General features: G+C 34.6%; 28 protein-coding genes. 8 read left to right on the top strand and 20 right to left on the bottom strand.

Translation table 11 applies throughout. The features are described 5' to 3' along the window. Positions 1–78: 78 nt before the first annotated feature. From ABW637_RS04100 to ABW637_RS04085, 4 genes are all read right to left on the bottom strand, one after another. Positions 79–651, bottom strand: coding sequence for a uracil-DNA glycosylase family protein (locus ABW637_RS04100; RefSeq protein ID WP_367583361.1), 573 nt, complete (start codon positions 649–651; stop codon positions 79–81). Continuing rightward, positions 651–1,325, bottom strand: coding sequence for a 16S rRNA (cytidine(1402)-2'-O)-methyltransferase (gene rsmI / locus ABW637_RS04095; protein WP_367583360.1), 675 nt, complete (start codon positions 1,323–1,325; stop codon positions 651–653). The genes ABW637_RS04100 and rsmI overlap by 1 nt, the downstream gene beginning before the upstream one ends. A gap of 67 nt (positions 1,326–1,392) precedes the next feature. Continuing rightward, complete coding sequence (locus ABW637_RS04090) at positions 1,393–1,740, bottom strand: DoxX family protein (RefSeq protein WP_367583359.1); 348 nt, start codon at positions 1,738–1,740, stop codon at positions 1,393–1,395. Positions 1,741–1,758: 18 nt separating this feature from the next. After that, on the bottom strand, positions 1,759–2,475 hold the full coding sequence (locus ABW637_RS04085) for a DUF8457 domain-containing protein (RefSeq protein ID WP_367583358.1): 717 nt from the start codon (positions 2,473–2,475) through the stop codon (positions 1,759–1,761). A 104-nt stretch (positions 2,476–2,579) separates the two neighbouring features. Between ABW637_RS04085 and ABW637_RS04080 the strand changes: the two genes are divergently transcribed. The 6 genes from ABW637_RS04080 to ABW637_RS04055 all read left to right on the top strand — a co-directional run bounded on the left by ABW637_RS04080 (position 2,580) and on the right by ABW637_RS04055 (position 8,951). Beyond that, positions 2,580–3,227, top strand: a complete 648-nt coding sequence (locus ABW637_RS04080; RefSeq protein WP_367583357.1) for a thymidine kinase — start codon at positions 2,580–2,582, stop codon at positions 3,225–3,227. Beyond that, a complete protein-coding gene (gene alr / locus ABW637_RS04075; RefSeq protein ID WP_367583356.1) occupies positions 3,220–4,332 on the top strand; it encodes an alanine racemase in 1,113 nt (370 codons plus the stop codon). Before ABW637_RS04080 ends, alr begins: the two co-directional genes overlap by 8 nt. A 101-nt stretch (positions 4,333–4,433) precedes the next feature. After that, positions 4,434–4,853, top strand: a complete 420-nt coding sequence (mscL, locus tag ABW637_RS04070) for a large-conductance mechanosensitive channel protein MscL (RefSeq protein ID WP_367583355.1) — start codon at positions 4,434–4,436, stop codon at positions 4,851–4,853. 220 nt (positions 4,854–5,073) lie between these two features. Next, positions 5,074–6,066: an aspartate-semialdehyde dehydrogenase gene (locus ABW637_RS04065; protein WP_367583354.1), complete on the top strand. Its 993-nt coding sequence runs from the start codon at positions 5,074–5,076 to the stop codon at positions 6,064–6,066. A gap of 148 nt (positions 6,067–6,214) precedes the next feature. Further along, on the top strand, positions 6,215–6,583 hold the full coding sequence (locus ABW637_RS04060; protein ID WP_367583353.1) for a DoxX family membrane protein: 369 nt from the start codon (positions 6,215–6,217) through the stop codon (positions 6,581–6,583). Positions 6,584–6,782: 199 nt separating this feature from the next. Beyond that, the gene (locus tag ABW637_RS04055) at positions 6,783–8,951 is read left to right on the top strand and encodes a prolyl oligopeptidase family serine peptidase (protein ID WP_367583352.1); all 2,169 of its coding nucleotides are present in this window, start codon (positions 6,783–6,785) and stop codon (positions 8,949–8,951) included. A 106-nt stretch (positions 8,952–9,057) separates the two neighbouring features. On the opposite strand, the gene ABW637_RS04050 is transcribed toward ABW637_RS04055, so the two are convergent. The 10 genes from ABW637_RS04050 to ABW637_RS04005 all read right to left on the bottom strand — a co-directional run bounded on the left by ABW637_RS04050 (position 9,058) and on the right by ABW637_RS04005 (position 18,112). Further along, positions 9,058–10,011 carry a DUF3078 domain-containing protein gene (locus tag ABW637_RS04050; RefSeq protein ID WP_367583351.1) on the bottom strand — a complete coding sequence of 318 codons (954 nt, stop codon included), beginning with the start codon at positions 10,009–10,011 and terminating at the stop codon, positions 9,058–9,060. Positions 10,012–10,237: 226 nt separating this feature from the next. Next, complete coding sequence (locus tag ABW637_RS04045; RefSeq protein ID WP_367583350.1) at positions 10,238–10,747, bottom strand: DUF2480 family protein; 510 nt, start codon at positions 10,745–10,747, stop codon at positions 10,238–10,240. Next, positions 10,747–11,184 carry a PaaI family thioesterase gene (locus ABW637_RS04040; protein WP_367583349.1) on the bottom strand — a complete coding sequence of 146 codons (438 nt, stop codon included), beginning with the start codon at positions 11,182–11,184 and terminating at the stop codon, positions 10,747–10,749. The genes ABW637_RS04045 and ABW637_RS04040 overlap by 1 nt, the downstream gene beginning before the upstream one ends. Positions 11,185–11,208: 24 nt before the next feature. Then, complete coding sequence (locus ABW637_RS04035) at positions 11,209–11,535, bottom strand: DUF59 domain-containing protein (protein WP_367583348.1); 327 nt, start codon at positions 11,533–11,535, stop codon at positions 11,209–11,211. A gap of 46 nt (positions 11,536–11,581) precedes the next feature. Next, positions 11,582–12,004, bottom strand: a complete 423-nt coding sequence (locus ABW637_RS04030; RefSeq protein ID WP_367583347.1) for a SufE family protein — start codon at positions 12,002–12,004, stop codon at positions 11,582–11,584. A gap of 131 nt (positions 12,005–12,135) precedes the next feature. Further along, positions 12,136–12,846, bottom strand: coding sequence for a DUF4377 domain-containing protein (locus ABW637_RS04025; RefSeq protein ID WP_367583346.1), 711 nt, complete (start codon positions 12,844–12,846; stop codon positions 12,136–12,138). Positions 12,847–12,898: 52 nt separating this feature from the next. Continuing rightward, on the bottom strand, positions 12,899–13,909 hold the full coding sequence (locus ABW637_RS04020; RefSeq protein WP_367583345.1) for a zinc metalloprotease: 1,011 nt from the start codon (positions 13,907–13,909) through the stop codon (positions 12,899–12,901). 212 nt (positions 13,910–14,121) lie between these two features. Next, positions 14,122–15,264, bottom strand: coding sequence for a poly(ethylene terephthalate) hydrolase family protein (locus tag ABW637_RS04015; RefSeq protein ID WP_367583344.1), 1,143 nt, complete (start codon positions 15,262–15,264; stop codon positions 14,122–14,124). A gap of 336 nt (positions 15,265–15,600) precedes the next feature. Continuing rightward, positions 15,601–16,722: a hypothetical protein gene (locus ABW637_RS04010; protein ID WP_367583343.1), complete on the bottom strand. Its 1,122-nt coding sequence runs from the start codon at positions 16,720–16,722 to the stop codon at positions 15,601–15,603. A 175-nt stretch (positions 16,723–16,897) separates the two neighbouring features. Further along, a complete protein-coding gene (locus ABW637_RS04005; protein WP_367584452.1) occupies positions 16,898–18,112 on the bottom strand; it encodes an aminotransferase class V-fold PLP-dependent enzyme in 1,215 nt (404 codons plus the stop codon). A 78-nt stretch (positions 18,113–18,190) separates the two neighbouring features. Here ABW637_RS04005 and ABW637_RS04000 point away from each other — a divergent pair, with 78 nt between their 5' ends. Then, positions 18,191–19,543, top strand: a complete 1,353-nt coding sequence (locus tag ABW637_RS04000) for a serine hydrolase domain-containing protein (RefSeq protein WP_367583342.1) — start codon at positions 18,191–18,193, stop codon at positions 19,541–19,543. Positions 19,544–19,603: 60 nt separating this feature from the next. Here ABW637_RS04000 and sufD read toward each other — a convergent pair whose 3' ends face one another. Genes sufD through ABW637_RS03975 form a run of 5 tightly spaced genes read right to left on the bottom strand, consistent with a single transcriptional unit; the run spans position 19,604 to position 23,961 of the window. After that, entirely contained in the window at positions 19,604–20,917 is a 1,314-nt protein-coding gene (gene sufD / locus ABW637_RS03995) for a Fe-S cluster assembly protein SufD (RefSeq protein ID WP_367583341.1), read from the bottom strand. Between the two features lie 2 nt (positions 20,918–20,919). After that, entirely contained in the window at positions 20,920–21,672 is a 753-nt protein-coding gene (gene sufC / locus ABW637_RS03990) for a Fe-S cluster assembly ATPase SufC (protein WP_367583340.1), read from the bottom strand. A gap of 47 nt (positions 21,673–21,719) precedes the next feature. Further along, positions 21,720–22,115 carry a hypothetical protein gene (locus ABW637_RS03985; protein ID WP_367583339.1) on the bottom strand — a complete coding sequence of 132 codons (396 nt, stop codon included), beginning with the start codon at positions 22,113–22,115 and terminating at the stop codon, positions 21,720–21,722. Positions 22,116–22,139: 24 nt separating this feature from the next. After that, a complete protein-coding gene (gene sufB / locus ABW637_RS03980; RefSeq protein ID WP_367583338.1) occupies positions 22,140–23,585 on the bottom strand; it encodes a Fe-S cluster assembly protein SufB in 1,446 nt (481 codons plus the stop codon). Positions 23,586–23,631: 46 nt separating this feature from the next. After that, positions 23,632–23,961, bottom strand: a complete 330-nt coding sequence (locus ABW637_RS03975; protein WP_367583337.1) for a HesB/IscA family protein — start codon at positions 23,959–23,961, stop codon at positions 23,632–23,634. A gap of 172 nt (positions 23,962–24,133) precedes the next feature. On the opposite strand from ABW637_RS03975, the gene thiL reads away from it, so the two are divergent. Then, the gene (gene thiL / locus ABW637_RS03970; protein ID WP_367583336.1) at positions 24,134–25,180 is read left to right on the top strand and encodes a thiamine-phosphate kinase; all 1,047 of its coding nucleotides are present in this window, start codon (positions 24,134–24,136) and stop codon (positions 25,178–25,180) included. Here the strand turns inward: thiL and ABW637_RS03965 are convergent, their stop codons facing one another. Next, entirely contained in the window at positions 25,181–25,450 is a 270-nt protein-coding gene (locus ABW637_RS03965; RefSeq protein ID WP_367583335.1) for a DUF1660 family phage protein, read from the bottom strand. It lies immediately after the preceding gene. Positions 25,451–25,521: the final 71 nt, after the last annotated feature.

Below are 25,521 nucleotides of genomic sequence, written 5' to 3'. Positions count from 1 at the left end.
CTTAACGTTTCAATAACAGCATTTAAACCAAATTATTATTGAAGGTAGAGATATCTTATTCGTAATCAATACATTATTTTACACTAAAATCTCCCTCATTTTTTGTTGAAGAACAGGTACTACTTCAATATCAAACCAAGGATTTTTGGTTAGCCAAAAACGATTCCTGGGAGAAGGGTGTGGTAATGGTAAATATTTTGGCAGATACTCATGATATGTTTTCACGGTTTCTGTCAAAGAACTTTTTACCAATTGTTTTAGGTAGTATTTTTGAGCATATTGCCCTATTAAAATAATCAGTTCGAGCGAGAGCATATGATCAAATAATGGTTGGTGCCATAAAGGAGCACATTCTGGTCTTGGTGGTAAATCTCCGCTTTTTCCTTTTCCCGGATAACAAAAGCCCATAGGCACAATAGCTATTTTGGTTTCATCATAAAATAAATCATCAGTAATATCCAGCCATTTTCTTAATTGTTTTCCACTAGCATCATCCCAAGGAACCCCAGAATTATGAACTTTCGTACCCGGAGCCTGCCCGATAATAACAATTTTGGCATTTGGATGTGCAGAAACTACTGGTCTTGGACCTAATAGTAAATGTGCCTTGCATACATCACATGCTCTAATGTCTGAAAGTAGTTTATCCATTACTTCTTTTTACCTTCAACAATAATCACAATCTCACCTTTGGGTGGTTTATTTTCAAAATGTTGTACAACTTCTTCTGCAGTTCCTCGTATAGTTTCTTCGTAGAGTTTGCTTAATTCTCTTGATACCGAAACCTGACGGTCAGCTCCAAAATACGTTACAAAACTTCCTAACGTCTTTACAAGTTTATGCGGAGATTCATAAAAAATCATTGTTCTGGTTTCTTCTGCCAACAATTTTAGACGAGTTTGCCTTCCTTTTTTTACCGGTAAAAATCCTTCGAAAACAAACTTATCATTAGGCAACCCACTATTGACCAAGGCTGGCACAAAAGCTGTAGCTCCAGGAAGACATTCTACAGTTATATTTTGTTCTACACAGGCTCTGGTAAGCAAAAATCCCGGATCGCTAATGGCGGGAGTTCCTGCATCACTTATTAGGGCGATTGTTTCTCCACTTTGTAGACGCTGAACTATACGATCAACCATTTTATGTTCATTATGCATATGATGACTTTGCATAGAAGTAGCAATTTCAAAATGTTTTAATAATTTCCCACTGGTACGGGTATCTTCAGCAAGGATCAGATCAACCTCTTTTAAAACTTTGATGGCTCTAAAGGTCATATCTTCAAGGTTTCCAATTGGTGTGGGAACAAGGTATAATTTAGACATATTTGATATTAAAAACCGAAAGTATGACTTTCGGCAAAAGAAACGATAATAAGGGTTTATAAAACTATTAAGGCCTTACTTTTTTACCTACAAAGTATGATGTCAATAGAAAAACTAATCCGATGAAAGCTCCTCCCCATTCTCCATCGCCAGCCTGCTGGTGTGCAAAAAAAGCCATTACAAAATTAAAGAAAAAACCTGCATATGCCCACTCTTTTAATTTCTTCCATTTGTTTAATAAAATAACGGTAATCCCAGATAATTTTAAAACGGCTAATGGGTAAACAACATAACCAGGATAATTGAATGACGTGAATGTTTGTACAATTTCTTCATGATTAAAAAAATACATCCCTGATGAGAATAACATTAACAATGTTAACAATCCTGTAGCAATCCAATAAATAATTTTCATATGCTTGATTTTTAATATTTAGTTCTCAAATTTACTACTCACTATATCCATAAATCGCTCTTCATATTCTTCTTTACCTTGCCAATCATTATAATCGGGCTTTACCATAGTTAAGATAAACTCTTGTACTTCATTTTTACTTCTTAATGTACTCAATTGAGATAGTACGCGATTATAATCTGGTGCACTCCCTTCAAAAAGATATTTTATAAACGCTAATCTGTCGTTTAATCCAATATGGATATCTTTTCGTAACTGATCGTTAAGAGATTTAGGCTTTTCATCATCCGTTTTGTCAAATATTTCTGGGCTTGAAGAAGCGGGAACAAAAAGATCCTCGGTAACTCTGGCATTGATCCCTTCAATAATAAGTTCTGGTTTATTTTCAACATCGGGAACATGCTCTTCTTTTTGTTCTTTATTTATAACTGGTTCTGCTGGTTTCTCAATTTCAGGTTTTTCTTCAACAACGATAGGTGCTTTAGGCTCAATAATCTCTTTAATTCTTTGTTCTAACTCTTTTAATTGATTTGATTCCTGATTTTCTAGAGCAGTTCTTACCTGCCCAATGGTAGGTTGTGGTCCTGCAAAATGAGATTCTGAAAAATTAAGTATTGTTAACTTTTCATAAAGTTGTCTGGATTCTTCTTGCAATTGAGCCAGTGAAGATTTATCTATGCCTTGTAATATTCGATGAGCAATACTTATAAGTTCGGCTTCTAATTTCTTCTTCATAACTTTCTTATTCGTTTATAATACTGCTTTTTGTTTTTTAATAAATTTACCCATCCTAATGTGAGGATAAGGGATTTCTTTTAATTTATTCTGAAAAATACAAAATGTTTCTCGAAAATACGGTAAATCATAAAGAGCAATTTGGGTGGATAGAGGTAATCTGTGGTTCTATGTTTTCGGGTAAAACTGAAGAATTAATACGCAGATTAAAGCGTGCACAATTTGCAAAACAAAAGGTCGAAATATTTAAACCCGCTGTCGATGTTAGATATGATGATGAGATGGTAGTTTCTCATGATGCTAATGAAATTCGTTCTACTCCTGTTCCAGCAGCAGCAAATATTAGAATTCTTGCAGACACATGTGATGTGGTAGGAATTGATGAAGCTCAATTTTTTGATGATGAGATTGTATCTGTTTGCAACGATTTGGCCAACAAAGGGATTCGTGTGATCGTAGCTGGATTGGATATGGATTTTAAAGGCAACCCATTCGGACCAATGCCTGCGCTAATGGCCACCGCAGAATATGTGACCAAAGTACATGCGGTGTGTACCAGAACTGGTAACCTGGCACAATTTAGCTACAGAAAATCAGAAAAAGACGACCTTGTTTTACTCGGAGAAACTGAAGAGTATGAACCTCTAAGTCGAGCTGCATACTATAAAGCAACACTAAAAGAAAAAGTTAGAGAGATAGAAGTCAAAGATCCTAAAGAGGTTTCCAAAAATTCTGATACACAAAATGAGTAAAGCAAAAGAGACCATCCTAGAAATTAACCTTGCTCACCTTACTCATAACTTTAATTATTTAAAAAGTAAGCTGCAACCTGGTGTTAAAATATTATCTGTAGTAAAAGCTTCGGGTTATGGTAGTGATGCTACAGTTATTGCAAAACATTTGGAAAAAATAGGAGTAGATTATTTTGCCGTAGCTTATGCTTCTGAAGGTATCGTACTTAGAGAGGCAGGGATAAAAACACCTATTTTGGTCTTGCACCCGCAACCTGTGAGCTTTCAAAATATAATTGAATATCGATTAGAGCCAAGTTTATATAGCTCTAGAACGCTTAGAAAATTTATTGCCACACTTACTTCGAATAATCAAAAAGATTATCCTGTACATATTAAATTTAATAGCGGTCTAAACCGTATTGGTTTTGATGAAATTGATGTAGATCATATCACAGATCAACTATCTAAAACAGATACTGTACATGTGGTTTCACTGCTTTCTCATCTTGCTGCCAGCGAAGATCATACCGAAAGAGAATTTACAATTGAACAAATTAATACTTTTAAAAAAACTGCAGAAAGTTTAATTCGTACCTTAGGGTATGCCCCGATACTTCATCAATCCAATACTTCTGGTATTCTTAACTACCCTGAAGCACATTTTGATATGGTGCGTACCGGTATTGGCTTGTACGGTTATGGCAACGAAGCAAAATATGATGCTCAATTGCGACCCGTGGCTTCATTAAAGTCGGTAATCTCACAAATTCATAGTTTAGAACCCGGCGAATCCTTAGGATATAACAGAGCATTTATTGCTTCGAGTTTTACTAAGACTGCTACTATTCCTATTGGTCATGCAGACGGTATTAGTAGACAATATGGTAACAAAAATGGGTTTGTTATTATCAATCATAAACGCGCTTATATTCTTGGTAATGTTTGTATGGATATGATCATGGTAGATGTTACAGATATTGATTGCAATGAAGGAGATGAAGTAATTATTTTTGATGCAAAATCAAATGCTGCAAAAGTAGCAGAACGTTCTGGAACGATTTCTTACGAATTACTTACCGCAATATCACCAAGAGTAAAACGTCTCGTTATCGATGATAATTGATTTTTATCGAAAATCCTCATGCAATATACATTGCATCTTTAATGAATTCTTTAATTTTTGTTAAATTAGAGGTATACTAATCATCAAAATTTAAAAATTGTATGGGATTTTTTAAAGATTTTAAATCCTTCCTGTTAAAGGGAGATATCATAAACCTTGCTACTGCGGTTATTGTAGGTGGAGCATTCGGAAAAATTGTAGCATCATTTACTAATGATGTTTTAATGCCACCTATTGGTCTGCTGCTAGGAAAGGTAAATTTTACAGATCTTAAATTTCAGCTTACTGAGGCTTCTGTTACTGAAGCAGGAGAAGCCATTGCTCCAGTAACTATAAACTACGGATCTTTTGTACAAACAGTGATCGATTTTGTAATTATTGGGTTCTGTATCTTTATGGTGTTAAAAGCTTATGAAAGAAGTCAGAAAAAAGAGGAAGAAGCTCCTGCTGCTCCAGCCGGACCTACTCAAGAAGAGTTACTTATTGAGATTCGAGATGAATTGAAAAAACAAAATAAATAGAACATTTATCTATAGCTACCGCTATACTACATATTCTAACTAAACCGCCCAATTAAGGGCGGTTCTCTTTTATGTTTTGTTTATTATTTAACAATTTATACTAATTTCTATATTTTTTGTGTAAAATTTGTCACACTGAAAATATTCCTCACTTTTGCTGGAATTTAAAAGAGTTTATCCGATTTTTGCAGTACGCAAAAGTATCAAACAAGTAAAAACGATGAAAGTAGCTGTTGTAGGTGCTACCGGCCTGGTAGGAACCGTAATGTTAAAAGTATTAGAAGAAAGAAATTTTCCTGTAACCGAATTAATTCCTGTTGCATCAGAAAGATCAATTGGTAAAAAAATTACATATAAAGATAAAGAATTTTCTGTGGTTGGACTTTCTACTGCTATAAAGATGAAACCTGATGTAGCGCTATTTTCTGCTGGCGGGAGTACATCGCTAGAATGGGCTCCAAAATTTGCAGAAGCAGGGATAACAGTTATTGATAATTCATCTGCTTGGAGAATGGATCCAACGAAGAAACTAGTGGTTCCAGAGATTAATGCAAAAGCTTTATCTGCAGATGATAAAATTATTGCCAACCCAAACTGTTCGACCATACAATTAGTTATGGCTTTAGGACCATTACATGATTCATATAAAATCAAACGCGCCGTAATTTCAACATACCAATCAATAACGGGTACTGGTGTAAAAGCAGTACAGCAATTAGAAAACGAGTATGCTGGAGAAAAAGGTGAAATGGCGTATCCTTATCCAATACACCGCAATGCTATACCTCATTGTGATGTGTTTCAGGAAAATGGATATACCAAAGAAGAGATGAAACTGGTCAATGAAACACAAAAGATTCTTGATGATCGTACTATAGCCGTTACAGCTACAGCAATACGAATTCCTGTAGTCGGTGGGCATAGTGAAAGTGTAAATCTTGAATTCGAACATGAATATAATGAGAATGACGTAAGAAAAGTTCTAAATGAAACTCCAGGGGTTACTGTACAAGATAATCCAGATACAAATACCTACCCAATGCCTATCTATGCAGAAGGTAAAAATGACGTTTTTGTAGGACGTATTCGAAGAGATCACTCTAGAGAAAATGCCTTAAATATGTGGATCGTTGCCGATAATCTACGTAAAGGAGCCGCAACAAATGCTGTTCAAATAGGCGAATATCTGGTAGAAAACCAACTAATCGGCTAAAATAACCAACCAAAAATGACACCCTTGTTATCCTAGTGATAGCAGGGGTATTTTTGTTTTATATACCTAGTATTATAAAAGATACGCTGTAAGGTTTTTAACATTTTCCCCTCTAATACATCAAAATAATCGCAAAAAAATATAAAAAATGAACAAATTAATTGTAGTACTAAGAATATTGCTGGGAGTGATGTTAATCGTTTTCGGACTTAATAAATTTATTGAATTTTTACCAGCAATCGAGTTTGCTAATCCAGATGCAGGAGTTTTGTTTGGTGCTTTGGCAGGTAGTTACATTATGAAAACCGTTGCCCTTGTCGAAATAATTGCAGGACTACTATTAGTAATTAACAAATCTGTACCTTTTGCTTTGGTATTACTAGCTCCTATTTCTGTAAACATTGTGCTATTCCATGCTACTCTGGACCCTGCAGGAATAGCCCCCGGAGCCTTTGTATTCCTTGTCAACTCTTTCTTAATATTTAAAAACTGGGGCAATTATAAAACTCTTTTTTAAGTCCAAAATTTTTCGTTTCTTAGAGAAAATTCTGACTGCTCTTGTATATTAATCCTACATGTTGCTAAACCCCAAAGCAACATTCAAGAAACCCATTTTTCTTGATCAGATTATATAGAGCAGTCTTTTTTTATATTTTCTTTAGCATTTAGAGTGGCTTCTTTTGATAGATTTGTGAAATATTCTAATGAGTTATATTATGAAAAATACACTCTTTGTGCTATCTGCACTATTACTAGTGGTAGCTTGCAAAAATGAACCTAAAGAAGTCACCAACAAAATTAGCATTGAATTGAATTATCCCGAAACTAAAAAAGTAGATACAACCAACACTTATTTTGGCAACAAAGTAAAAGACCCATATCGTTGGCTAGAAGATGATCGAAGTGAAGAGACAGAAAACTGGGTAACTTCTCAAAACAAAACTACTTTTGGGTATTTAGAAAAGATCCCTTTTAGAAAAGATCTAAAAAAACGCTTATCAACCCTTTGGAATTATGAAAAAGTAGGTTCTCCCTTTAAAGAAGGAGATTATACCTACTTCTACAAGAATGATGGACTTCAAAACCAATATGTGATCTATCGCTTTAAAAATGAAGGAGATGAACCCGAAGTATTTCTTGACCCAAATACATTTAGCAAAGACGGAACTACATCTCTGGGTAGTGTAAATTTTTCTAAAGATGGAAAGCTAGTAGCATACTCTATTTCTGAAGGCGGTAGTGACTGGCGTAAAGTAATTGTTAAAAATACAGAAACCAAAGAAAGTGTAGGTGACACCATAGTAGATTTAAAGTTCTCAGGCATGTCATGGAGAGGTAATGAAGGGTTTTACTATTCTAGCTATGATAAACCTGAAGGTAGTGAGCTTTCTGCTAAAACCGATCAACACAAAGTATATTTTCATAAACTAGGAACTTCGCAAAAAGATGATGAGTTAGTTTTTGGCGGCACTCCAGAAGAAAAACATAGATATGTTTTTGGAAACGTAACAGAAGATGGTCGATATCTAACTATTAGCGCCAGCACATCTACCTCTGGAAACAAACTATTTATTAAAGATCTTACACAACCTGATAGTAAACTCCTTACCATTTTAAATCACACAGATAGCGATAGTTATGTTATAGACAATATAGACTCTAAATTGTATATTGTTACTAACCTTAATGCTCCTAATCAAAAAATAGTAACTGTAGATGCGGCAAACCCAGCTCCAGAAAACTGGAAAGATCTTATCCCAGAGACAGAAAATGTTCTCAGTCCGAATAAAGGTGGAGGATATTTCTTTGCAGAATATATGGTGGATGCTGTTTCTAAAGTTTTACAATATGATTATAGTGGGAAACTAATTCGAGAGATTGAATTACCTGGTGTAGGAAGCGCTAACGGATTTGGGGCCAAAAAAGATGAAAAAGAACTGTATTATTCATTTACAAATTACAAAACTCCAACCAGTATTTATAAGTATACGATGGCTGACGGAACATCTGAATTGTATCGTAAGCCAAAAATAGATTTCGATCCAGAGAATTACGAAAGCAAACAAGTATTTTATACCTCAAAAGACGGTACTAAGATACCTATGATCATTACTCACAAAAAAGGAGTTGAATTAAATGGAAAAAACCCAACTATATTATATGGTTATGGAGGGTTTAATATCAGTTTAACCCCAAATTTTGGTATCGCTAATGCTGTATGGATGGAACAAGGCGGAGTATACGCTGTACCCAACCTAAGAGGAGGCGGAGAATATGGTAAAAAATGGCATGATGCTGGTACCAAAATGCAGAAACAAAATGTATTTGATGATTTTATTGCTGCGGCAGAATATCTAATAGAAAACAAATATACTTCTAGCGATTACCTTGCAATACGTGGTGGGTCTAACGGAGGCTTACTGGTTGGAGCAACAATGACTCAACGACCAGATCTGATAAAAGTGGCCTTACCGGCAGTTGGTGTACTAGACATGTTACGATATCACACTTTTACTGCTGGTGCAGGATGGGCATATGATTATGGAACAGCAGAAGAAAGTAAAGAAATGTTTGAATACCTAAAAGGATATTCTCCCGTGCATAATGTAAAAGAAGATGTAGCATATCCGGCTACTTTAGTAACAACGGGAGATCATGATGACAGAGTAGTTCCGGCTCATTCTTTTAAGTTTGCAGCAGAGCTTCAGGATAAACAATCAGGTAACAATCCTACTCTAATAAGAATAGAAACTAAAGCTGGTCATGGTGCAGGAACACCAGTTAGCAAAACCATAGAACAGTATGCCGATATTTTTGGTTTTACGCTATTTAATATGGGATATGAAGTATTGCCAGAAAAAGTTACTGAAGAGGTAAAAGGATAAGTTAGGTTTTCTCTTTACAAACAATATTCAAGTACCTAAGAATATAAAAAGATCGCAAACCTTAGGTTTGCGATCTTTTTATATTTAATTAATGCTTTTTACCTGTTTAAAACCCATAGTTTACTCCAAGTCCAAATACTTCTCTGATCTGAAAAGCTCCAATAGCATTATCATCATAAATAGCTTGAAAAGTTAAATTTGTAGACAAATATTTGTTGATAGTCATTACAATATTTGCTGTATAATCTATATCCACATTTTGAGGATCTTCTAAGTAATTAGCATATAGATTTAAAATATTTTCCATAGATACATTTTTCATAATCTCAAACTTGGCATATGCATTAAGAGCAGCACCAAATTCAAAACGAGTCGTCTCATTAGCTTCAACTCCAAAATATCCACCAGCATCATTAAAAGCCATAATAGCAGCTTGACTGTTTCCAACATCTGTAAAATCTCCATCAACAAATATTAGTCTGGCAGTAGCTGGAGCAACATTCACTTTTAAATTATCACTTTTTTTCCATAATATTCCTGGCCCCGCTTGTAAATATGCAGGAGAAAAAATATGTGTTGTTTCTTCTCTTGTTTCTCTTGATCCTATTACATCTCCTGTTGCTGGGTTTACAATTGATTCTTCCCCAAATACATATCCAGGAGCAAATTGTGTTCTAAAATTTAAAAAGAATGAGTAGTACCAAAGAGATTCTTTGATTTGCTTACCCACCAAAGAATTAAATTCAAAACGATCATTGGTTTTTCGTGTAAACTCTTGATCTTTAAGTTTGGTTAAACCATAATCTGCTAGAATTTTATTATCCCAGGTGATATCGCCTTTACGATAATTAAAGTCATACGATATAGACAAGTTTCCTGCAATGTTAGAGGTTCCTCCTCCTAGCCATTCGGCATTAAAAGCAGATTGGTTAAACAAAAAACTTATGTTTCCTGCTCTAGTCCATCCCTCTTTTGGGGCTTCTTCTTTTTTTTCTTCTTCTTGGGCGAATGTAATAGTAGCCACAAATAGTAGCACTACAGTTAGAAGTGTTTTTTTCATGTGATAGATAGTTTTAAGTAATTTAATCAGATAATTATCTTAGTCAAGAGAGGGGTAGCACCATTGTATTTTAAAATTCAATAGTATAACTTAACCAAAATAAATATTCTTTTAATCATTTATATATTTATGATGGCAAATATATTTTAAGTAACGTTTTTTATGTTAAAAAGAGGGCCTGTTACCGGTTTTTTTCGATAAAAAACAACATTTATAGACTAAGAACTTATTTTCGTTTGTATAGAGGAACAGAAGAACACGCTTCTCCATACATAATACTTTTGGCAACTGGTTGTAATTTTTGAAGTAAAGAGATATAAGCTCCTTCGGGAACAGGTTTGTTAGCACAGCCTTTGATAATAAGAAGTTTGTCTTGATATACAGAAACATCAAGATCATTTATGATTTCGTTAAAGACAATAGTTTCAAGGGTATCTAAAGACCCTACAGCCACTTTTTTAGCAAATGGGGATAAGGCACTAGTAATTAAAAGGTATGCCCAACCCGGGATAATAGCATCTGTAGAACAGCTTAGCGCCACATATTTATCCTGATATTGGCTCCAATCATGATCTGCAACATACTTTCTAAAGTCTTTTTCACGCAGAAGTAATCCTTCAAAAAGCCAATCTTTGATATCAAAGAGTATACGACTCCCTTCTGGGTAATACTCTTCTAAATCAAAAGTAATCAGGTTTTTATTATTAGCAACTCTATTTACTATCTCTTCGGCCATTACTTATATCCTATTTTTTCTGATAATTCTATTTTGCTTTTGGCAAAATTTCCGGTTCCAAAACCAATCTCCTTGCCATCTTCATTATACAAAGTAGACTCTGCTACGAAAATGTTTTTGGACTTAAATTTTACTTTCCCTACAGACGTAATAATTCCTTTATCTGCAGGTCTCAACAGGTTGATATTAAACGATGTTGTAAGTACAAAAACATCTTCAACTATAGAGTTTACTGCGAAAAAGGCAGCATCATCTAACAATTTAAAATATACAGAACCATGAATTGCTCCCAGAGCATGAAAGTACTTTTCTGATATTTCAAGTCCGATTTGAGCTATTCCTTCAGAGATTTTGACGGTAGTTGTATCAAATATCTCAGTATTGATATTCGCTTGCAAATACATTCTTTCTAATTTATCAAAATGCTCCTTGTTCATTTTTCTACACAACGAATTTTAATATTACAACATTCCCAGCTCTAATTTTGCTTCTTCACTCATTAAATCTTGAGACCAAGGTGGGTCAAAAGTAAGTTCCATTTCTACATCATTTACGGCATTCAGAGATTTTACTTTCTCCTGGATCTCTTGTGGTAATGATTCTGCAACAGGGCAATTAGGAGAAGTAAGTGTCATTAAGATCTTTACATCATAATCCTCATTGACAAATACGTCATAAATTAGACCTAGTTCGTATATATCTACAGGGATCTCTGGATCATATATAGTCTTAAGCACTCCTACAATCTTTTCTCCCAGCTCGTTTGTATCTATAACAGTTTCACTCATATTTATATTTTAGTCTACTTCGACAGGCTTAACCTGACAAAAATGATTAATTTAATTGTGTTTGATAAGCAATAGCATACATTTTTAGTTGCTTAATCATGCTTACTAAACCATTAGCTCGTGTTGGAGACAAATGCTCTTTTAAGCCAATTTGATCAATAAAATCAGTATTGGCATCAATAATGTCTTTGGGGTGTTGTGCAGAAAAAACTCGAATCAAAATAGCAATGATACCTTTAGTGATAATAGCATCACTATCTGCTGTAAAGTCTATTTTGTCATCTTTCATTTCTGCGTGTACCCACACCTTACTTTGACAACCTTTGATAATATTATCGTCTGTCTTATACTTTTCTTCTATAAGTGGAAGGGATTTTCCTAACTCGATCATATATTCATATCGCTGCATCCAATCATCAAACATGCTAAATTCATCAACAATCTCTTCCTGAATTTCTTGTATAGTCATTACTTACAAATTTTGGACAAAAGTACAACAACAAATGAGCATAATCAAGGTTTTAAGAACGAACCTAAATCCATACTACGCCAATGCTATTGTACTATAAAAAAACAATAAATAACGCAGATCAATTGATGCTATTCAATACTTTCTGCCAATGATAGTATAGTAGTAACTAATTGTTCTATTTCTTTTGGAGGATTACCATGATCAAAACCGACCGAAGTGTAGATACTATCTCCCGAAGTAATTTTTAGCTGAGCATGCAAGGCACGGTCTGAAGCCCTTTTGTCGGTTGGAGCAGCAAGATTCTTGATTTTTTCAAGTTGAATATTTTCGAGAAGTGAAAGAACCGTATCCCAATCTTTTTTTGAGCATTTTCTGGAGTTTATTTCGTTTAGACTTCTGTCTTTTGTTTTTTCAATAACATCTTTATTAATTTTAACTTGAAAAAAAGAACCCCTTGTACTGGCTTCATACACTATACTCTGTACATTCTCTTGTTGTGATTGTATTGAATGAGCAATACTTCGGCTTACCATTTGATCTTTTTCTTTAGATAGTATTTTAACCAACGTATAGTGTAAAGAAGAACCGTCTTCAGGTGGGTTTTCAATTTGATTTACTACTATTTCTAATTCGTAGGTATACCCTTCTTCATAATCAAAACCTTCAATAGTATCATAGAAATAGGTCCAATCATTAGCTATATTTTCTTTATATAACATACATTTTTGAGGAGCTACCCCTTCACAATCCACAAGATGACCCCCAATAAAGACTCGTTTTGTTTCTTGACATGCGGAAAACAAAACCATCACACTTAGTACTAAAATCAACTTGCTCATGGGTTTTCTCTTTTGTTTAAAAATATCGAAAAAATAAAATCAGACGACATAACTATTGGATTTGTTTTACAAAACTTGCTCTAGGGCCTCCATCTGCAAAAACAGCTCTCATCCTATCTTTTTGACCCAGAGTAAACATATACATGCAGTTATCATCCACATAATCCATATAATTCATGGTCATATCATTAGAATTACAACGAACTGTTGGATATGTTGGACAACCATAATTAGGTCCATCTGATACAGGAGTATCTTCAACAAAGTCGTCTCTCGAGCAGTTGCCATCGCCCCAAATATGTCTTAGGTTTAACCAATGTCCGACTTCATGAGTAGTAGTTCTACCATGATCAAAAGGAGCAGAAACTGATCCTTCTGTTCCAAAAAACTGAGGAGAAATAACAATTCCATCGGTTGAAGGTTCATCACCAGGAAACTGAGCGTATCCCAGAACTCCACCACCAATATTACAAACCCAGATATTTAAATTCTTTGACGGGTCTATGATATTCGAACCTCCATTAGAAGAAAATTTCATTAAATCGTTGGTTCCCCATTCGGTTCGGGTAGAAGCAACTCTTATTATGGTATCTAGTTTGAAACGCACACTGATATCTGCAGCTAAATCGGAAAATTCTTCAGGAATTTGGGAAATATCGGTATTAGCTTTTGTAAAGTCCTGGTTTAAAACCTTAATCTGCGAAAGAATCTGTTCATTACAAATATTTTCTTCTTTTTTGCTATAAATCACATGCACAACTGTTGGAATAACAATAGTATCTAAATCAGCTATTTTTTCACTTTTTCTAAGCTCGATGAAAGCCTTACATTGCTTTTCTATAGCCTCCATTCTAGATTTTAGTTTTGGTCTTTGAGCTATATGTTTTTCCAAAACTTCCATGGTACCACACCTTTTATTAGCATCATTATTTGTAGGTTTATATAAAGTTTTAGCCGTTTCGGCATCCATACATTCTGGATTGTTATCTGTACTTTTCTTAGCAGGGCAACCTAAAAACAAAAATATCGAGAGAATTATGCCCGGAATTACAAACTTTTTCATTTTTATGAGTATTAGAATATATACGAAAAAACACCTTATTTTTATATTCAACAGAAATAAAAACATTATTTAACAGTTTGATTAACAAACTATTAACGCATCTGCATTGATAATACAATTTAGTGATTTATGGGCTGTAATCAAATAAAATGAGGGAGTAAAAACTCCCTCACCTTAATAACACTTTAATACAAACGCAACTAGTATTGATACTACTTTTTAATCACTACTTTTTTAGTGACAATCGTACCATCAACATAGATTTTTATCAAATAATGACCTCTTTTTACTCCCGAAACATCAACTTGAGATGTACTTGAGGTAGAGATAAGTTTTCCGAATTGACTGTAAAGCTCAACTTTATGCACTTTTTGATTGTTAGACGTTTTAACACTCAATGTCTTATTGGCAGGGTTTGGAAACACAGTTAAATTAATCTCTGTAGTTTCTTGTACCCAGGCATTACCGCAATTATTTTCAAAAGTAATATCATCTGAGTTTGTGATATCAGATACAAATTGTTGTTGTGCAGCAACATCTCCTTTTAGTTTGTAATCAAGCCAAGGGTTTAAGAATTGAAATGTAATAGCTTGTTGTTGAGTTCGTGATATTTGAATACCGCTTGATGCACTATTTTCTCCAAAGTCACAAAAAAAGTTACTATTTGCATAGTAACAATGAGCACCACCTTCTATATTTATAAAGTATTTACAATCTGACCCCAAATTATCATAAATTGGTATATGATTCTCTTCAGGAGGGGTTACTCCATCACTGCTTCCAGAAAATACAATAGACTCTGCAGTAACATTAGTAGCTGGTGTTAAGGTGTCAAATCGTAATAATGCCGGTGCAAAAGTAACCAGCGTTTCCACATCTGTTAGAGAAGCGGCAACAACTGCTGCACCTCCACCCATAGAATGGCCTATTAGAGCGCTTTTATCATCTACTAGCCCGAATAGAACAGAGTTCGAATTGTTGTTTTCATTCTGGATTGCTTCTACCATAAAAGCAAGATCCCTAGAAAACGCTTCGTGATTAGCGAAGAATGAACCTTCTGTATTCACAAAAACTACAATATAACCTCGAGGAACCAAAGTGTCATAAAAGTTCTGATAGGCACTAGAACCCATTACAAAACCATGCCCTAGAACAACTACAGGAAAAGATTCCTGCACTGCTTGTGCTTGGCTTGTTCTATTCACTTTAGGGTAATAAATTCTTGCATTTACTCTTCGATTACGTCGGTCTGCATCTCTGAAGGTTTTAGAGCTTGAACTAACATCATAGTCTTGAGCAATACCGCTGCAAACTAGAAAAAAAATTGACAGAATACTTAATAGTACTGTTTTCATAATATATTTATTTTTGGTTAACATGAATGTGTTAAAGTTATCCTGAAAAAAGGTTTTTTGCAAGAATAATCTAATATATTTTACTATTATGCCAATTGATTTAGTCATTATTGACTTGTTTTCAAAATACTGATAATTAGATATTTATTGTCGATTTGCTGATTATTGTTGGGATGAGATAGGATTAAGGGTGAATTTTTTCATGTAAAAAAACATGATTCTCAAATACGCGATTTCTTACCCACTTTGGCACACAAAAACTCCATCAAATCTGTTAAGAAAGGATACTTATCAAAGCAGCTATTTCAAGTTAAGAAAAAATTAAGTGTTTACTATTTATTCTGTAATCGTAGAATTTAATACACTTATATCGGTATCTGCATGCCCAGAAATCCCTGGATAGGAAGGATACCATGAGCCCCCCACATTATTTTGAATGGTAGAATCATTAATGATAACATTTCCGGTATGGTCATTAGTAACAAAGAAGATAGCTGCACCAAAATCATTTACCTCATTCGCTTCTATTTTAGACCCTAAAAGAGTAAGTGTCATCGTATTTCCATCATTATAAATAGCTCCACCGCTTCCTCCTCCCAAAGTTCCTGGTTGGCTTGGGTTGCCACCGCTACCAATAGCACGATTATGCGAAAAAAGGCTATTTATAATTGTCCACGAGACTCCTATACTACTAATGGCTCCGCCATTTGACCCAGAGTTTCCTAAGTTTTCTCTGCCTCCAAAAGTACTATTGACTACAAATACAGGTTGGTTATTATATTGACTAAATACTCGTATAGCTCCCCCGCCCACATCTGGACCAACGCTAGCACATGTGTTATTAAAAAAACGACAATTTACTACTTTAAAACGCCCCCCGCGAACCCAAATGGCACCTCCACCGTCATATTCTGTTTCATTAGTAGAGTTCCCATTGGCAAATGTAATGTTCTGCACTGTAAGCCTTGGGTTATCTTGATTTTGACAATGATCTGTGGTCCATACCTGATTTGGATCACAGGTATTCATATAGAGAATCCTTGTTTGATTATTGCCGCTCAAGGTTATCAATCCACCACCATCAATAACCACATTTGTATTGGCATCATTAAATATTTTGGCGGGTTCGTTAAGTACTATTGTTATTGGATCTGATCCGCAATTAAATACAATTTTACCCCCTTTAGCGACAGCATCAATAAAAACCTGACCAGTACAACTCTCGGGAGTACCATCACCAACTACTGTATCCGGATTAGAAACATCTTCGAGTGATGCTTCTATAGGTACCGGAAAACTCCCATCTGGGTTTCCTGCCGGGATACCATCAAATGGATTTTCAAGGGGATTATCGATAGTTACCGTACCGTTATCATTATCATCGCTACTACAGGATACTAAAAGAATTATTGAAAATAGAAATGTATAATATTTTGGAAAAAGACGTTGTATTTTCATATTTGGGGAATCTGGTTACGTTGTAAAATCAAGAACGAAGTTTAATAACAGTTATTGTTTTTTAACTTGTTCTTATTCAATGCAATATACTCACCGATGCAACTTTACTACACTTCTGTTTTTTTCAAATCCATAATACACCTAAAAACCTTCAGCTTTTGAGTACTTCACTTGCCTAAGAAAGCATCATTTTAGCCCTTTTAACAGCTTCAACTAAGGCATCTATCTCTTCTTTGGTGTTGTAAAATGAAAAAGAAGCTCTTATGGTCCCAGGTATTTTATAAAAATCCATAATGGGTTGGGCACAATGATGCCCCGTACGCACTGCAATTCCTAATTTGTCTACAATGGTTCCTACATCATAAGGGTGTATATTTTCTAAGTTGAAAGAAATTACCGAAGTCTTATTTTTAGATGTTCCATAGATTTTTAATCCTTCGATCTCTAATAACTTTTTTGTGCCATACTCGAGTAGTTCATTCTCATAACTGGCGATGTTATCAAAACCAATACTGTTCATATAATCCAAAGCAGCACCAAAGGCGATACCACCACAGATATTAGGGGTCCCTGCTTCAAATTTATGAGGAAGTCCTGCATAGGTAGTTTTTTCGAAAGTTACTTGATCAATCATCTCGCCACCCCCTTGGTATGGTGGAAGCTTATTAAGCCATTCTTCTTTTCCGTAAAGTAAACCTACTCCTGTAGGACCACAAAGTTTGTGTGCAGATGCAACATAAAAATCCACATCTAAAGCCTGAACATCTGGCTTTACATGAGGGCAGGATTGTGCACCATCAATCAATACAGCGGCTCCCACTTTGTGAGCTTTTTCAATAATTTCTTCAATCGGGTTTATAGTTCCCAAGGCGTTAGAAATATGATTTACAAAAACAAGCTTGGTTTTGTCTGAAAGTAAAGTATCATACACATCCATCAACAATTCTCCGTCCTCATTCATTGGGATCACTTTAAGTACCGCCCCTGTGCGATCACAAAGCATTTGCCATGGAACAATATTAGAGTGATGCTCTAAAGCAGAAACTATAATCTCATCACCTTTAGAAAGAAAGTTCGTAAAGCCTGTGGCAACAATATTGATGCTGTGAGTGGTTCCCGATGTGAGAATAATCTCGTGAGTATATTGGGCATTAAAGTGTTCTTGTACTTTCTTTCTGGCAATCTCATAGGCATCTGTAGCCTCTTGTGATAAGGTATGAACACCGCGATGAATATTAGCATTATAATTACTATAGTAATCTACAATAGCATTAATTACCACTTGTGGGGTTTGAGATGTGGCAGCGTTATCAAAATATACCAGAGTCTTTCCGTTTACTTCTCTTTTAAGAATCGGAAAATCTTCTCTAATTTTATGTACATCGAGCATAGTAATTTCTTTCTGCAAAAGTACTAAGTATTTCTAATTAGGATTGTTTATTTTTAGATTGGTTTAACCTTTTTTCTTATGAAGCGATTTAAAAAAACTATAGGTATTACATTCATTGTTCTATTTGTTGCAATTTGTATTGCCGTTCCTCTAAATTATCCAAAACTTGCCATAATAACAGGCTATTCTGCAAAGAACATGAACTCATCTGTTTTTGTTGGGAATAGAAGTATGGAATTTACAGATACCTATGACAATAATTTTGCTCCGGTTCATTTAGCAGATGATGTGGTAAGTGTGAAAGAAAAAACATCTGTTGCCTCTGTTTTTGGGTTAAAAGAAAGAAAAGCGATTTATCGCGAAGGATTAGGAAGTGTTCTAATTAATGAAGATTTTGATGAAAACTCTCCTGTTTTAGTTCCTAATAGAATTAAAATAGAAACCGGATTATCGTATCCTTATGGAGAATTACCACAAAAAGATACCGTTTTTAATACTATTGATTATGATAAAGTAAATAGAACCGTTGCCTCCATTTTTGATGCTAATGAAGAAAATAAAAAGAAAACAAGGGCTGTTCTAGTCCTATACAAAGATCAGATTATTGCAGAGAAATATATAAACCCGTTGGATAAAAACTCTAGATTATTAGGGTGGTCAATGACTAAAAGTGTTCTAGGAACTATTTATGGAGTGTTACAGAAACAAGGTGCTATTGATATTTACAATCATGCACCTATTTCGGCATGGAAAAATGATGAAAGAAAGGAAATTACAATCAACAATTTGTTACAAATGAATTGTGGTTTGGCCTGGGATGAGGATTATGGTTCTATTTCAGACGCTACAAAAATGTTATATATAGATAAGGATATGACTACTGCCCAAATTCATAAAAAAGCAATTCATAAGCCTAATGAGTATTGGTATTATTCATCTGGCGTTTCTAATTTGTTGTCGGGAATACTGAGAAAGCAGTTTTCTACCTATCAAGAATATCTGGATTATCCTTATCGTGAGTTTATTGATAAGATCGGAATGAACTCTATGCTTCTAGAAACAGACATGGCTGGTAATTATGTAGGGTCTTCATATGCGTGGGCAACAGTACGAGATTGGGGTAAGTTTGGTTTGCTGTATTTGCATAAGGGAAACTGGAATGGAACACAGATTTTTGATCCTCAATGGGTAGATTATGTAACCACGCCAAGCCCCACATCAGAGGGTGATTATGGTGGCCATTTTTGGTTAAATGCAGGAGGATTTTATCCCGATGCACCCAGGGATATGTTTTCTGCAAATGGTTTTCAGGGGCAACGGGTGTTCATTATCCCTTCAAAAGATGTAGTTATTGTACGTTTTGGATTGATTGGAGATGCAGGTGTGGATTTTAATACTTTTCTGAAAGATATTGTTAGTGCTGTGGAATAAAAAAAGGCCTCACAGTTTTTTACAACTTGTGAGGCCTTCGCTTTTATATTCTCTTATATATTACAAATCAAAACCAATATTTACATTAAGTTTATTGGCTATAAGTTTGTTAATTCTACTTTTTAATTGAGGTATTTTTACACTTTCTAATACATTATTTGCAAAAGCATACATTAATAGTGCCTTGGCTTCTTTCTCACCAATACCACGGGATCTCATATAAAATAAAGCATTATCATCTAACTGCCCTATAGTACAACCATGAGAACATTTTACATCATCTGCAAAAATTTCTAATTGTGGTTTTGAGTTAATCGTTGCTTTGTCACTTAATAAAATATTATTATTAGACTGAAAAGCATTTGTTTTCTGAGCTTCTTTATTTACGATAATTTTTCCATTAAAAACACCTGTTGCTTTTTCATCAAAAATACCTTTATAGTCCTGATGGCTCTCACAATTGGGTTCTGTATGATGTACTAATGTATTATGATCGACATGTTGTTTGCCTTCTAAAATGGTTATCCCATTAAGAATAGAGTCAATTCCTTCTCCTTTTTGATAAAAATTCAGGTTGTTTCTGGTGATATTGCCTCCAAAAGCAAAAGTATGTACAGATGCTACACTTTGTGCTTGTTGCTCTATATAAGTATTATCTACCAGTGAAGCATTCTCGTTATCATTCTGGATCTTATAATAATCAACGATAGCTCTTTTATCTACAAAAATTTCGGTAACAGAATTCGTTAATACTGGATTATCCGTAAGACTTTGATGACGCTCAATAATCTGAACATGTGAGTTTTCTTCAACAACAATCAAATTACGAGGCTGTAGCATCTGGGCCGATTCTTTCCCTGTAGAAAAATGGATAATCTGTATGGGCTTATCTGCCAATTTATTTTTTGAAATATAGATATATGCTCCTTCTCTAGAAAACGCCGTATTTAAAGAAGTAAGACCATCTTGTTTTGCTATTTTATTGAAATAATTATCAATAACAGCTTTATATTTATCATGAGTTAATGCAGAAGACATTAAACATACGTCTATCTTATCATGGGTAGTTTCTGATAGGTGCGAAGAATACTTTCCGTCTATAAACACGATCTTATAGGTATCAAGATCATGAATAAAGTACTTTTTAATATCCTTAAACTCTAATGCATTTTCCTCATCAGGAAAAATACTATAATCGTGTTTTAGTATCGCATTAAGAGAAGTATATTTCCAGGCTTCTTCTTTTTTGGTTGGGAACCCTTTTTCTTCAAATACCTTAATGGCTTGACTTCGGATATCATGAACAGGAGCATCAATATCTACTGTGTTCTCAAAAGCCAAAAAAGAAGATACTAATTTATCTTTCAATTCCATAACTATGCGTTTATCTCTTCCTTAATCCAGTCATATCCTTTTTCCTCTAACTCAAGAGCTAGTTCTTTGTTGCCAGATTTCACAATTTTACCGTCATACAATACGTGTACAAAATCAGGAACAATATGCTCTAGCAGTCTCTGATAATGTGTAATTACAACAATGGCATTATCTTGACTTTTAAGTTTGTTTACTCCATTAGCAACAATTCTCAAAGCATCAATGTCTAGACCAGAATCTGTTTCATCTAGAATAGCCAATTTGGGTTCCATCATAGCCATCTGAAAGATTTCATTTCGTTTTTTCTCACCTCCAGAAAACCCTTCGTTTAGGGAGCGGGATAAAAATTTACGATCAATTTCTAGCAGTTCAGATTTTTCGCGAATTTTTTTCAACATATCCTTAGCGGGCATTTCTTCTAGGCCCTGTGCTTTTCGGGTTTCGTTGATCGCGGTTTTCATGAAATTTGTTACGGTAACACCTGGGATTTCTACTGGATATTGAAATGAAAGAAAAACACCTTTGTGAGCACGCTCTTCGGCTGCTAATTCTTCAATATCTTCTCCTTCTAAAAGAATTCCTCCTCCACTAACTTCATAATCCTCTTTACCTGCAATAATATTAGCCAAGGTACTTTTTCCTGCACCGTTTGGACCCATTATAGCATGGATTTCTCCTGCTTTTACATTTAAGTTAAGACCTTTTAGAATTTCTTTTCCTTCTACACTAGCGTGTAAATCCTTTATTTCTAACATGCTGCACAATTCTTTTATCTCTACGCTAAGTGAGATATATTTATGTATTATTTTTCTTTATTTTCACCTTCATTTGAGCTTTCTTCTGTGTCAGAAGATTTTATTTTTGTTGGCAGCTCTGATGTTGGTGCACTTACTCCTATAATTTCTTTTATCTCTATGATTTCTTCCCAACCTTGTTCGGGGTTTGGTTTAATAACTCCTTTTATAACTACAGGAACCATATCATATTCCTCTCTTTGAAGAGGCGCTACTTTCTGGGCTAATTCGCGAGTAATTTCGTCAATTACTACTCCATAAATAAAATCTTTTCCTTTTATAACTGCTGCATCATCAATAAGAATAAATTCACCTCGAATTAGGTCTGGGTCCTCATTTTTGTTTTCGGTTTTACAACAAAAAAGTATAAGGCTTAGGGCAATGAGAAGAAATGGTTGTTTCATTAATGTCGATTTGATGTTTATTAGTTATCCAACAGAACCTTCAAGAGAAATTTCTAAAAGTTTTTGGGCTTCTACAGCAAACTCCATAGGTAATTTATTCAACACTTCTTTACTAAATCCATTAACAATCAAAGCAATAGCCTTTTCGGTATCAATACCGCGTTGATTACAGTAAAAAATTTGATCTTCACCTATTTTACTTGTAGTAGCTTCATGTTCTATTTGAGCTGTTTTGTTTTTTGCTTCTATATAAGGAAACGTATGCGCGCCACATTCATTGCCCATCAATAGCGAATCACACTGTGAAAAATTACGTGCATTTGTAGCTCTGCTGTTTATTTGTACCAATCCTCGATAGCTATTTTGTGATTGTCCAGCAGAAATACCTTTAGAAATGATCGTACTTTTGGTGTTTTTACCCAAGTGAATCATTTTTGTACCGGTATCTGCCTGTTGAAAATTATTAGTCACCGCTATAGAATAAAATTCTCCTACAGAGTTATCTCCTTTAAGCACGCAAGATGGATATTTCCAGGTTACTGCCGATCCGGTTTCAACCTGAGTCCAAGAAATTTTAGCATTAGTTTCACAAATTCCTCGTTTAGTTACAAAATTATAAACACCACCTTTACCTTCGGCATTACCAGGATACCAGTTTTGTACGGTAGAATATTTTATTTCGGCATCATCTAATGCAATTAATTCGACAACAGCCGCATGCAATTGGTTTTCGTCACGAGAAGGAGCTGTACACCCTTCGAGATAACTTACATAACTACCTTGATCCGCAATAACCAATGTGCGTTCGAACTGACCAGTACCTGCCTGATTAATTCTAAAATATGTCGATAATTCCATTGGGCAACGAACTCCCTTTGGAATATAACAGAAAGAACCATCACTAAAAACAGCAGAATTTAATGCGGCATAAAAATTATCTTTCCGAGGAACAACGCTTCCGATATACTTTTTAACCAATTCGGGATGTTCTTGAATGGCTTCAGAAATTGAACAAAATATAATGCCTTTTTCTGCAAGTGTTTCTTTAAAAGTAGTGGCCACAGATACAGAATCCATTACAATATCAACAGCAACTCCAGCCAATTTCTTTTGCTCATCTAAAGAAATTCCGAGCTTTTTAAAAGTCTCTAACAACTCGGGATCAACCTCATCAATACTATTGTATTTTGGTTTCTTATTTGGAGCAGAATAGTAAGAAATATTCTGAAAATTAGGTTTTTCATATCTTACATTTGCCCATTCGGGCTCTTCCATCTGTTCCCAGGCTCGAAAAGCCTCTAATCTCCATTCTGTCATCCATTCGGGCTCTTCTTTTTTCTTAGAAATTGCACGAACTATATCTTCATTAAGACCCACAGGAAAAGTATCAGATTCTATATCAGTATAAAATCCGTACTCATATTCTTTGGTTTCTAATTCTTTCTTTAAGTCGTCTTCAGTATATGCCATCTTCTTTATCCCAAAAAAGTTAATTTGGGACCTCTTTTTTTATCAATTAAAGTGAAAAACTTTCTCCGCAACCGCAAGTTCTGCTTGCATTGGGGTTATTAAATACAAAACCAGTACCATTTAAACCTCCCGAATATTCTAAGGTTGTCCCGATGAGGTATAGGAAACTTTTCTTATCAATAATGATTTTTACACCATTATCTTCAAAGACTTTGTCTCCTTCTTCTTGCGTTTTGTCAAACTTTAAATCATAAGATAAACCAGAGCATCCGCCGCTTTTTACCCCTACCCGAACATAATCGGTAGTGGCATTATATCCATCTTCACTCATCAATTCAATGACCTTATTTTTTGCTATGTCTGATACCTTAATCATACTTCTTTATAAATAGATTAATTCTAAATGAAATGCAAATATACTACATAAGTAGATTTTATACACAAAACCTAACATTAATCTAACATATATATAAATAGATAAAAGCTATAAAACATATAATGACCTCTTGAAACAAGGTCAATTAATTATGATCAACTACCTTTGCAAAATGATTGAAGATAAAAATACATCGAAGACACAGATATCCGAATTGGGAGAATTTGGACTTATTACTCATTTGACTAAAAATTTTGAGATAAAACAAAAAACCACCAACTTAGGAATCGGAGATGATGCAGCAGTTTTAGATTTTGAAAATAAAAAGTGTATTCTAACCACCGATTTACTAATTGAAGGAGTACATTTTGACCTTGCTTATGTTCCTTTAAAACATTTAGGATATAAAGCAGTTATGGTAAACTTATCTGATGTATATGCTATGAATGCAACAGCGAGTCAGATTACCATTTCTATTGCAGTATCAAACAGGTTTCCTTTGGAGGCCTTAGAAGAATTATATGCAGGAATTGAAACCGCGGCCAAGATTTATAATGTAGATGTGGTAGGAGGAGATACAACATCATCAACCACCGGGTTAATTATTAGTATTACTGCTGTTGGCTATGCAGATAAAGAAGACCTAGTGTATCGTAACGGTGCCAAAGAAAATGACCTTTTAGTGGTTACTGGTGATCTTGGTGCGGCATATATGGGGTTACAGATTCTCGAAAGAGAAAAGCAAGTATTTGAAGTAAATCCTAATTCGCAACCAGACCTGGATCAATACTCCTATCTTATTGAAAGACAACTTAAGCCCGAAGCAAGAAAAGACATATCAGGGCTCCTTAAAGCACTAGAAGTACAACCAACAAGTATGATTGATATAAGCGATGGATTGTCGTCTGAAGTAATACATCTTTGTACGCAATCTAAAGTTGGAGTAAATTTATATGAAGAAAAAATACCTTTGGATCCTGCGGTGATCTCTGTTTGCGAAGAGTTTAAATTGAATAGCACCACGGTAGCTCTAAATGGTGGAGAAGACTACGAGTTGTTATTTACAATCAGACAAGAAGACTATCCTAAAATTAAAGCGAATCCGAACCTTACCGTTATTGGACATATAACTGATAAGAAAAGTGGGATAGGATTAGTTACAAGAGCAAATGAAAAAATAGAATTACAGGCTCAAGGTTGGAATCCGATCAAAGAATAACTAAGAGGCAGCTTGAAATTGAGTTTTAGCTTTACTTCTTTCTATCTTTTTAGCATGTACTGAAGCCAAAGCATTATTAATTTCCTTTAATTTAGGGGTCATTACTTCTAATCTCCCTCTGCTATTCGTTGTAGCTTGTTCACCACAATGTGCACATGTATATTCTTTTATATGATGAGTAACATCTTTAGAAAGAAGATAATCGTGACCAAATAAGGAGCAGTAAATTTTTGAGAAAGAAAAGGTGGAGTTTGGGGTAGATTTTTTCATTTTTTTCGGGGGTATTAGTTCATAGACGAGCGTTATAAGTTCATTATCAACACAATAATAATGTTTTTTTT

This window comes from Aquimarina penaris (genome assembly GCF_040786285.1).
Lineage (GTDB): Bacteria > Bacteroidota > Bacteroidia > Flavobacteriales > Flavobacteriaceae > Aquimarina.
Note: the sequence above shows the minus strand (reverse complement) of the source record. Positions and strands in the feature narration are given on the sequence as shown.

Excerpts from the sequence above, each read along its gene's own strand:
- ABW637_RS04020 (WP_367583345.1), bottom strand. The coding sequence starts at position 13,909 with ATGAAAAAGTTTGTAATTCCGGGCATAATTCTCTCGATATTTTTGTTT.
- ABW637_RS04085 (WP_367583358.1), bottom strand. The coding sequence starts at position 2,475 with ATGAAGAAGAAATTAGAAGCCGAACTTATAAGTATTGCTCATCGAATA.
- rsmI (WP_367583360.1), bottom strand. The coding sequence starts at position 1,325 with ATGTCTAAATTATACCTTGTTCCCACACCAATTGGAAACCTTGAAGAT.
- ABW637_RS04005 (WP_367584452.1), bottom strand. The coding sequence starts at position 18,112 with ATGCTCGATGTACATAAAATTAGAGAAGATTTTCCGATTCTTAAAAGA.
- ABW637_RS03975 (WP_367583337.1), bottom strand. The coding sequence starts at position 23,961 with ATGATTAAGGTATCAGACATAGCAAAAAATAAGGTCATTGAATTGATG.
- mscL (WP_367583355.1), top strand. The coding sequence starts at position 4,434 with ATGGGATTTTTTAAAGATTTTAAATCCTTCCTGTTAAAGGGAGATATC.
- ABW637_RS04060 (WP_367583353.1), top strand. The coding sequence starts at position 6,215 with ATGAACAAATTAATTGTAGTACTAAGAATATTGCTGGGAGTGATGTTA.
- ABW637_RS03965 (WP_367583335.1), bottom strand. The coding sequence starts at position 25,450 with ATGAAAAAATCTACCCCAAACTCCACCTTTTCTTTCTCAAAAATTTAC.
- sufB (WP_367583338.1), bottom strand. The coding sequence starts at position 23,585 with ATGGCATATACTGAAGACGACTTAAAGAAAGAATTAGAAACCAAAGAA.
- ABW637_RS04015 (WP_367583344.1), bottom strand. The coding sequence starts at position 15,264 with ATGAAAACAGTACTATTAAGTATTCTGTCAATTTTTTTTCTAGTTTGC.
- ABW637_RS04030 (WP_367583347.1), bottom strand. The coding sequence starts at position 12,004 with ATGACTATACAAGAAATTCAGGAAGAGATTGTTGATGAATTTAGCATG.
- ABW637_RS04010 (WP_367583343.1), bottom strand. The coding sequence starts at position 16,722 with ATGAAAATACAACGTCTTTTTCCAAAATATTATACATTTCTATTTTCA.
- ABW637_RS04045 (WP_367583350.1), bottom strand. The coding sequence starts at position 10,747 with ATGGCCGAAGAGATAGTAAATAGAGTTGCTAATAATAAAAACCTGATT.
- alr (WP_367583356.1), top strand. The coding sequence starts at position 3,220 with ATGAGTAAAGCAAAAGAGACCATCCTAGAAATTAACCTTGCTCACCTT.
- sufD (WP_367583341.1), bottom strand. The coding sequence starts at position 20,917 with ATGGAATTGAAAGATAAATTAGTATCTTCTTTTTTGGCTTTTGAGAAC.
- ABW637_RS04080 (WP_367583357.1), top strand. The coding sequence starts at position 2,580 with ATGTTTCTCGAAAATACGGTAAATCATAAAGAGCAATTTGGGTGGATA.
- ABW637_RS04000 (WP_367583342.1), top strand. The coding sequence starts at position 18,191 with ATGAAGCGATTTAAAAAAACTATAGGTATTACATTCATTGTTCTATTT.
- sufC (WP_367583340.1), bottom strand. The coding sequence starts at position 21,672 with ATGTTAGAAATAAAGGATTTACACGCTAGTGTAGAAGGAAAAGAAATT.
- thiL (WP_367583336.1), top strand. The coding sequence starts at position 24,134 with ATGATTGAAGATAAAAATACATCGAAGACACAGATATCCGAATTGGGA.
- ABW637_RS04055 (WP_367583352.1), top strand. The coding sequence starts at position 6,783 with ATGAAAAATACACTCTTTGTGCTATCTGCACTATTACTAGTGGTAGCT.
- ABW637_RS03985 (WP_367583339.1), bottom strand. The coding sequence starts at position 22,115 with ATGAAACAACCATTTCTTCTCATTGCCCTAAGCCTTATACTTTTTTGT.
- ABW637_RS04050 (WP_367583351.1), bottom strand. The coding sequence starts at position 10,011 with ATGAAAAAAACACTTCTAACTGTAGTGCTACTATTTGTGGCTACTATT.
- ABW637_RS04040 (WP_367583349.1), bottom strand. The coding sequence starts at position 11,184 with ATGAACAAGGAGCATTTTGATAAATTAGAAAGAATGTATTTGCAAGCG.
- ABW637_RS04065 (WP_367583354.1), top strand. The coding sequence starts at position 5,074 with ATGAAAGTAGCTGTTGTAGGTGCTACCGGCCTGGTAGGAACCGTAATG.
- ABW637_RS04090 (WP_367583359.1), bottom strand. The coding sequence starts at position 1,740 with ATGAAAATTATTTATTGGATTGCTACAGGATTGTTAACATTGTTAATG.
- ABW637_RS04025 (WP_367583346.1), bottom strand. The coding sequence starts at position 12,846 with ATGAGCAAGTTGATTTTAGTACTAAGTGTGATGGTTTTGTTTTCCGCA.
- ABW637_RS04035 (WP_367583348.1), bottom strand. The coding sequence starts at position 11,535 with ATGAGTGAAACTGTTATAGATACAAACGAGCTGGGAGAAAAGATTGTA.
- ABW637_RS04100 (WP_367583361.1), bottom strand. The coding sequence starts at position 651 with ATGGATAAACTACTTTCAGACATTAGAGCATGTGATGTATGCAAGGCA.